The following is an 8,052-nucleotide window of genomic DNA, read 5'->3' on the forward strand; positions in this document are numbered from 1 at the left end:
ATATAAAACAAAAAATAAGGGGCTGTCGGCAAAACCAATCGTTTGTCACAGCCCCTTACTTTCTTTAATTTTCAGCCGCACTTTGTAACGCATTGAGCCCGGTCACATAGTTCATGGTTGGCAGCGCGCCGTTTTTAAAATCTGCGAGTTGATCATCACCAATCCCCATTGTCCTGAAGGCGTCAGCTTCCGAAAAGCCGGCTTTTTCACGGACGACACTAATGCGGTCAAGCAATTCCTTAGGTGACAGACTCAGTAAGTACAATCGCTGAATCTGCGTCAAGGTCTGCTGGTAGGCACTTTCCGGTGCTTTTTGCGCGTGGAAAGCCTGGACTTCATCCGGAGTAAACTCCACGATGTTAAACAAATAATCATCATTCAGGTTTAACTTTTCTTGATATGACTTAATTTCAGCCATCATTTCAGTAATTGTCATGATTCAACTCCATTGAATTATTTTAAATCGTTCCTATCTATGATATGACAAATTGGCGGAGAATTCTAATTAGATTGAGAGGGTGATGATTTTGAGCTTTCAATGGCACATAAAAAGGCACAAATTAGTTGCCAAGTGTTAGCACAGATGATACGATAATGTTACTCTACAGTAACAGACGGTATTTCACGTGCAGTTCAACAGTTCTTATGCGAAGCTTGCGATCAAACAAATCGAAATTGCTTTTCAACATGGAGAAATTCGAATGCGTCCCGGAAACAATGAATATGAGCTTCATTCGAAAAAGACAGAAACGTATTTCCGACAACATGGTATTACTTTTCAAAAGGCACTGGCAGATTCTGTCGAGGCATTAACAACCTCGAAAGATGTAAAATTCAGAGGCCCTTCAAAGAGCTATTTTCCGGGCCAACCTGATGGCGTTATTTTTGACTTTTTGGTCCCACTTTATGATTCAAGTATGTATATCAAGTTTTCGTTTATTGTGAGACATGGACGACAGTTTATCGTGTTTGAATCTTTTCATGAATCGGACAAACCGGGCCTAAATAATTTCATGGATCTTTACTGATTGGGAGGCAAATAGAATGAGCAAAATTACAATTAAATCTAAGGTGAGCGAATACGACCCTTTTTCAGATCAAAGGATTGACTACCAGGAAATTACACTCAACGAATCGGTCACTATTCGAAAGCTCAATTTTATCAACCAACATACGTACTTGGTTCAAGACGGTAAAAGTCCAGAGGATCCTCAGAACTATGAAGTGCCTTTTGATGACCCGGATGTTAACTTGAAATCCGATTATTGTGTTTATCGCGACAAAGTGGGATTTTTATCTCCGGAACAAATTAAAAAAATTCGACAGAAACTAAACTTTAGTTTACGAGAGACGTCGGCCATATTGGGAATCAGTTACAGCACGCTTTCAGAAATTGAAAATGGCGTTATACTTCAATCAGAAATTCAGGATAATTTGTTGAGGATGTTACTGCACCCGTATTTCTTGGTGAAAATCATTGAAGATCACAAGCAATTAATTCAATTAAAACTTGGACCTAACGGGTATCAGCAAATTATCAACAAGATACACGCTCAACAGAACTGGGATGATGACAAATTACAGATGTAAAGCCTAGTAAATCATTAAATCCGTCCAGAAGTACTGCAAATGTAACCACGTGTATGATACGATGAACGTGTAGCAATAATCGAACAACTATAAGGTGGTATATAAATTGGCAGAAAATAATAATTGGCAGTTAATGGCCGTTCGCTTGGATGGCTTGAGTTTTGATAGAAGTAATTACGATCCTCAAAAGGCCCCTCAAGTTAATGCGGAAACGCAGTTGACATTACCAGGGCATCCAGACGATTCATCAACTTTGAACGTGATCCAGGTGATCTCGAAGTTCAGTTTGTACGATGACGAATTGTCAAAGCCTTACTTCACGGCAACAATTGCCGGCGTTTATCAAGTACCTGATTCATTGAAGGATAACGATGCCATTCAAAAGGCAATTGACGATGACAAAAACTTAAAGGACAGCTTCGCACAACCAGTTGTCGATTACATGCTGGCAGTGTTTGCGGACACAACCCTAAAGGCATTTGGCACACCAACAATCCTGAAGCGTGAGCCATTGATTGATACGCTGTTTGGGAGAAAAGCATAGAGAGCGACGAGACCCGTTTAGGGCCCGGAGCATAAGTTAAAAAAGTCAGTGATGAACGGTCTTTGTTCATCGCTGACTTTTTTGACTTATGCAGTAGGGCCCTGGGTCGTCGGAGCTCATTTTATCCAAGTAGTAGTGGGGGGGCAGTGTCGTCGTCCACAGGACTAGGCGCTGCACTGCGTTTGCGGCCGTCGCCCACAGGACTAGGCGCTACACGGTGTTTGCGGCCGTCGGATCTCGTTTTATCCAAGTAGCAGAGAGCAAGGAGACCAGCCTTACCTGAACACTGGCTTTTTTCTTACCCCCCATATAAGCCACAAGGTACCCAAGCACAGCAAACTGCGGTAAAATAAACCAATACGCAAATCCTGAGCATCATAAATTGGAGGACCACATGAGTTACTTAGAACTGCACAACATTAAAAAATCATATTATCTTGAAAATCAGGAATTCCCCGTTTTAACCGGGATTGACCTGTCATTTAACCAAGGCGAATTTGTTTCAATCGTCGGAGAATCCGGTGGTGGGAAAACCACTCTGATGAACATCATCGGTGGACTGGATAGTAACTATTCCGGGGATGTTGTTTTAAACGGCAAATCACTTCGCCACGATACTAACAAGCAATTGGACGCATACCGACGCCAGACGATTGGCTTTATCTTCCAAAACTTCGATCTGATCAGTCACCTGACGGTTTTTAACAACGTCATGGTTTCGCTTCAAATGACCAAGCTGAGCCATAAGCAACAAGAAGCTCGTGCCCGTCAACTGTTAGATCAGGTGGGGTTGAAGGGCCACATGCGCAAATATCCCAATCAGCTGTCCGGCGGCCAAAAGCAACGGGTGGCGATTGCCCGGGCGCTGGCCTCTGATCCGGAAATTATTATTGCCGATGAGCCGACTGGGGCGTTGGACAGTCAAAACACTCAAGAAATTTTGGGCTTGCTGGACCAAATCGCCAAGGATGGCAAACTCGTCATTACCGTAACCCACTCGGAGACCGTTGCCAATCATGGGACGCGAATTGTTCGTTTGGCAGATGGCAAAATCAGTGAGGACACGACTTTAAAGGCCGGGTACGAAAAATCTCAAGCTAATGAATTGTCGACCCACACGCTGAGATTTGGTGCCACCCTTAAAATGGCATTGGAAAATATGCGCTACAACTTGAAGCGAAATCTTCTGATTGTCTTTGGGGCCGCGATTGGCATCTTCAGTGTGATCGTCATGCTGGGATTGGGGAACGGTGTTCAGGGCTACATCAACCACGAAATTTATTCGCAGGTGAATCCGAATGCCGTCCAAGTGAGTCAAAACGTTTCCGGCGATTCCAGTCCGGACCTCAGCAAGATTAACATTACCAGTAAAGACAAAAATCGGATTAAGGATATCAAGAATGTCAAGAGCATTGATGACGGTTACTTTGTCCAAGGCGGCACGCAATTGCGGATGGGCCGCAAGACGGCTTCAATTTCGTTTATGCAGACCCACAACAAGACCATGCTGGCTAAGAGTATTTCCAAAGGACACGCACCTAAGAACAACGAAATTATGCTGACCAAGGAATACGCCCAGAAGCTCAATAAAAAGCATCCGTATTCTTTAATTGGTAAAAAGGTGACCTTCTATCAAAACACCCTCAATAGCAAGAAGCGCCCGGTCATGTTGACCAAGACGCTGACGGTTAGTGGGATTGCCAAGGCCAATACTGGGTCGACGTCTATCACTTATGCAACAATGAAAGCTCTGTACAAATCAAAGGGCATCAAGATTCAGCCAAATTTCGTGACGGTTGAAATTGCGGGGGATGTGAAGAACGTCAAGCCGGTTGAAAATAAGATCAAGGCTTTCAAAAACGACAAGAAAAAATCAGCTTACGAAATCACTGGTGTCGGTGGCTTCGTAGACACCCTGAACACTTATATTACATTGGCCGTGAATGTCTTGGCCACGATTGCCGGCATCTCGCTGCTGGTATCGGCTATCATGATCATCGTGGTGCTTTACATCAGTGTCTCCGAGCGAACCAAAGAAATCGGGATTCTCCGAGCACTGGGCGCTTCTCGAGGCAGCATCAGAAACCTGTTCTTCTCTGAAGCTTTCTTCATCGGCCTGTTCTCGTCAATTTTGGCGATTGCCCTGGCTGAACTCCTGCAGGTGGTGGCCAACCACATTGCACAAGCGGGGATCAGTTATTCCATCATGCAAATTACGCCGGGAAATATCACCTTTGGCTTTGTCGTTGCCATCGTCATCTCACTGTTGGCAGCTCTCGCACCAGCGGGCAAGGCTGCAAGGTTGGATCCAATTGAGAGTTTGAGTTATGAATAACGGTAATTAAAAAATATGTATAAATAGTTATTCTGATTAATTAATATACGAGAGTCTGTGAGGAATTGTTTTTCCTGGCAGGCTCTTTTTTGCTTATGATTAGTAAGCTTTGCGGGCTTCTTTGGCATTATAGTGAATTATTAATTTATCTTTTTATAAGACATGGGAACGATTACATCATTTGGATTTAGGCATTTAAGTATCACCCACATCTACAAATTGATGATCCTTTAATTCTTTAATAGACGAGAAACCCCATAAAATAGTTATAATCTTTTCCTTATCTAAGTCATGCATTGCTAGCTCACATCGTGGTATAATTATTCACAATTAAGTTAAGCACATGAAGTTTATGTCTGTTGGTTTGAATTCTGGAGGGGATTTTAATGAAGGTAACAAAGACACACTTAGCTCGAACAATTTTGAAGGTAACAATATCTATGGCAGCACTTGTCGGGTTTGCGGTTACGTCAACGCAGCAGGCTTTGGCGGATAGTTCTTCGGCTTTTTATAATGGGGAAACAGCTTCGACAACCCCGGTGGAGTTTCCCGGGTCTCAGTTACAATTTTCAGTTTACTTGACATCAAGTGATGATGATTCAGCAACTTCGAATTATGGATCTTATGCTTATCACCAAGGGACCGTAGCGAGTTATCCAGAGCCTGAAGCTCGCTCCATTATTGATAAAGACAAGCTCAAGGGTCAGCTATATGCAAACTATGTAATTTATAATCCAACTGATACTGACCAGCCTGTAAATAATCAATTCTTCATACGGAAGGGTGATCCTGCTCCTGCGGTTCTTGCAAGTTATGATTGGACTGAGAAAGCGACTAAATATACGCCTGCTTCAGGATTTGAAGATGGACCCCAACTTTATAATGGGGATATTTTTTACACATTGGCTCAATTTAAAGCAAATAATCAACAGTATTATACGGTAGATTCCGTTACCGCACTTAAGACGCAGGGGACTCTTGGCCCGAAAGGAACTTATAGTCTCAAGGTTCCGTTAAAGGTTTCTGATAATATAAACTATTATGACAACAGTGATACGAACACATTATATTTAGCTAATCAATTAAGAACACCGATTGCGAACAAAAAGGAAACCATAGATACGGCAGCTATTCGTGCGAGAATTGCAGAGAAAGTTCCATTAACCGGCAAGTTCTTACCTGTTGTCAAGAATGCTGACGGTTCATATACGCCAATAAGTGATATTCAATCTGTCATGCCAGATATTGCTAATAATAATGGTTCATTGAGGTTTGATGATTTTTGGATAATTCACAGCTATCCAAGTACAGTGAACACTAATTTTGATACACTTCAACAGGTTCCTTATACGACTAGCCAACTATCATACTACATTGACGAGTCCAAACTCTTGGATTCAACGGGAGCATCCCTACTGGATAACCTTAAGAAGAACTATGGTTACACATTACCAACAAACGCAGACGGGACAACGCAATCGCTCTTCAATTACGTTTACGGTGACACCCCAACCTTTACCAAAGACGGAAAGACCATTGCCAGCCCACTTGGCAGTAATGGTGTTGGTAGTTTCTACCTTGTGTTCTCCAAAATCCCCAACTGGGTAAAACCCGCCGACAACAACAATCACGGTGGCGGTAGTTCCGGCAGCTCAACAACGACGACTACTACTAATAATTCAACGACCACTAACCCAACCAACAACGCTTGGAATCCGTCCAATCCAACTGCTACCAACGGAACAGGGCTTCCAAACTATGCGGCTGTGAAGGGCGCCGCAGTTTATGCTACCAAGAAGATTTACATGTATAAGCACGCTGACTTCAAGAAGTCACAACGAATTGCCGTTTATCCAAAAGCTAAGCGGGTCAACCGACCGATGTTTGTGGTTCTTGACTACGTGAAATCCAGCAACGGCACTTTACGCTACAAGGTTCGTGACGTGAACCATGGCAAGAAGACTGCTGGTAAGGTTGGTTACATCACTTCCAGCAAGAAATTCGTTGTCAATGCCTATTACCAGACAATGCCAAAGAGCAAGAAGATCACTGTGATTGCCAAAAATGGCGTTCATGCCTATAAGAGTGCAAGCTTGAATGGCCGTTCCAAGACCTACAAGAAGGGCACAAAGCTGACGGTTAAAAAGATTGTGAAGCATAACCTGACCACACGTTATCAACTAAGTAACGGCTACTACGTGACGGCTAACAAGAAATTTGTGATCCAAAACTAGCCACTAGAACTGATTTAACTAAAGAGGTCCCAGTAACTGGGTTTGCCGCAGAAATGCGACTACTCAGTTACTGGGACCTTTTTTAGTATTGACAACCCACCTATGTAGGATACAATACTACATAAACAGTAATTAAAACTACGCCAATATCTAAGGAGAACGAAAATGCCCGAAAAGATTGCCATTCTAGCTGATTCCGGTTCTGATGTGCCTGCTGAATTATTGAACTCATACGATAATATCGAAGTTGCCCCAATGATCGTCACCATGGACGGTAAAGAATACCGCGACAATGTTGATATTACCCCGGAAGAATTTTACGCCGCCCTGGACCATGTTGATGAGTTGCCAAAGACAGCCGCGCCCACACAGGGAAGTGTTGAAGCCCAAGTCGATAAGTTGCGTCAACGTGGCTTTGATCACATCATCGGCATCACGGTATCGGCGCACCTTTCGACCTCGTTTGGCACGTTTACCAACGTTGCCAGAGAGACGACCGATATTCAAATGGACGTGGTCAACACCAAGAACATTGGGATTGGCAGCGGACTGTTTGCGGTGTACGCAGAAGAAATGATCGACAGCGGCCAGTCATTTGACGAAACGATGAAGTTTCTCAAGCAGTCGGTGAAGAATAGTCGGACATTTTTCTATATTCCCAGCTTGAAATACCTTCGTGCGGGTGGGCGAATTGGTCGGGTTGCCGGTCTCATCGGTTCCGTGCTGAATATTAAGCCGGTCATCGCAACCGATTCGGACGGCATTTATTTCCCAGTTGCCAAAGCCCGCTCGGAGCAAAAAGCCATCTCCAAGATGGTCAACTTAGTGGCGGATCGAATTACCGCCAATAAAAGTGTCCGTGTCGGCGTTGTCAACGGTGCCGACGTCCCGCTGCAAGAAAAAGTTTACGACCGCTTGCATGCTGACTTCCCACAACTTAAAATCTATAGAGGAAGTATTTCACCTGCCTTGGGGGTTCACACCGGTCCGGGTCTTGTCGGCGTTGGTGTCCAGATAGGTGAAGGTGAATAACGAGAGGGGCGGTTTGATGACAAAAGCGACCACCGAGCTGGAAATTAGATTACCGATGTGGGAAGAGTTGCCCGCATTTTCACTTCATCTGGACCAGTTGTTGGACCTGACAAATGAAGTACTGGAGCCAATCATTGGCGATAAAATCACTAAGACGATGCTGCAAAATTATTTCAAGGCCAGAATCCTGGTCCCGCCGGTAAAAAGCAAATACCACCGGACCCAACTGGCGGGGGCGATTGTGATCGGATTATTAAAAAATGTCTTTACATTGAATGAAATCAAGGCAGGCTTGCTGGCGCTGCTTGGAAACGGGA

At 43.9% G+C, this 8,052-nt stretch carries 7 protein-coding genes; 6 read left to right on the forward strand and 1 reads right to left on the reverse strand.

The features are described from left to right. Positions 1 to 64: 64 nt before the first annotated feature. Positions 65 to 436: a hypothetical protein gene (locus tag AB3112_RS05900; protein WP_084972958.1), complete on the reverse strand. Its 372-nt coding sequence runs from the start codon at positions 434 to 436 to the stop codon at positions 65 to 67. A gap of 608 nt (positions 437 to 1,044) precedes the next feature. Between AB3112_RS05900 and AB3112_RS05905 the strand changes: the two genes are divergently transcribed. The 6 genes from AB3112_RS05905 to AB3112_RS05930 all read left to right on the forward strand — a co-directional run. After that, positions 1,045 to 1,590, forward strand: a complete 546-nt coding sequence (locus tag AB3112_RS05905) for a helix-turn-helix domain-containing protein (protein ID WP_367334105.1) — start codon at positions 1,045 to 1,047, stop codon at positions 1,588 to 1,590. Between the two features lie 106 nt (positions 1,591 to 1,696). After that, on the forward strand, positions 1,697 to 2,134 hold the full coding sequence (locus AB3112_RS05910) for a hypothetical protein (RefSeq protein ID WP_057910360.1): 438 nt from the start codon (positions 1,697 to 1,699) through the stop codon (positions 2,132 to 2,134). A 394-nt stretch (positions 2,135 to 2,528) separates the two neighbouring features. Next, positions 2,529 to 4,469 carry an ATP-binding cassette domain-containing protein gene (locus AB3112_RS05915; RefSeq protein WP_084972954.1) on the forward strand — a complete coding sequence of 647 codons (1,941 nt, stop codon included), beginning with the start codon at positions 2,529 to 2,531 and terminating at the stop codon, positions 4,467 to 4,469. Between the two features lie 386 nt (positions 4,470 to 4,855). After that, positions 4,856 to 6,703, forward strand: coding sequence for a DUF5776 domain-containing protein (locus AB3112_RS05920; RefSeq protein WP_367334106.1), 1,848 nt, complete (start codon positions 4,856 to 4,858; stop codon positions 6,701 to 6,703). A gap of 165 nt (positions 6,704 to 6,868) precedes the next feature. Continuing rightward, on the forward strand, positions 6,869 to 7,735 hold the full coding sequence (locus tag AB3112_RS05925; RefSeq protein ID WP_084972952.1) for a DegV family protein: 867 nt from the start codon (positions 6,869 to 6,871) through the stop codon (positions 7,733 to 7,735). A 16-nt stretch (positions 7,736 to 7,751) separates the two neighbouring features. Further along, positions 7,752 to 8,052 (forward strand): DUF1836 domain-containing protein (locus tag AB3112_RS05930; protein ID WP_367334107.1); only part of this gene is annotated, 301 nt, incomplete at its 3' end.

The sequence above is a fragment of the Lentilactobacillus sp. genome, assembly GCF_040773105.1.
Classification (GTDB): Bacteria; Bacillota; Bacilli; order Lactobacillales; family Lactobacillaceae; genus Lentilactobacillus; species Lentilactobacillus parabuchneri.

Coding starts and splice junctions, on each gene's coding strand:
- AB3112_RS05900 (WP_084972958.1), bottom strand. CDS start 436: ATGACAATTACTGAAATGATGGCTGAAATTAAGTCATATCAAGAAAAG.
- AB3112_RS05905 (WP_367334105.1), top strand. CDS start 1,045: ATGAGCAAAATTACAATTAAATCTAAGGTGAGCGAATACGACCCTTTT.
- AB3112_RS05915 (WP_084972954.1), top strand. CDS start 2,529: ATGAGTTACTTAGAACTGCACAACATTAAAAAATCATATTATCTTGAA.
- AB3112_RS05920 (WP_367334106.1), top strand. CDS start 4,856: ATGAAGGTAACAAAGACACACTTAGCTCGAACAATTTTGAAGGTAACA.
- AB3112_RS05925 (WP_084972952.1), top strand. CDS start 6,869: ATGCCCGAAAAGATTGCCATTCTAGCTGATTCCGGTTCTGATGTGCCT.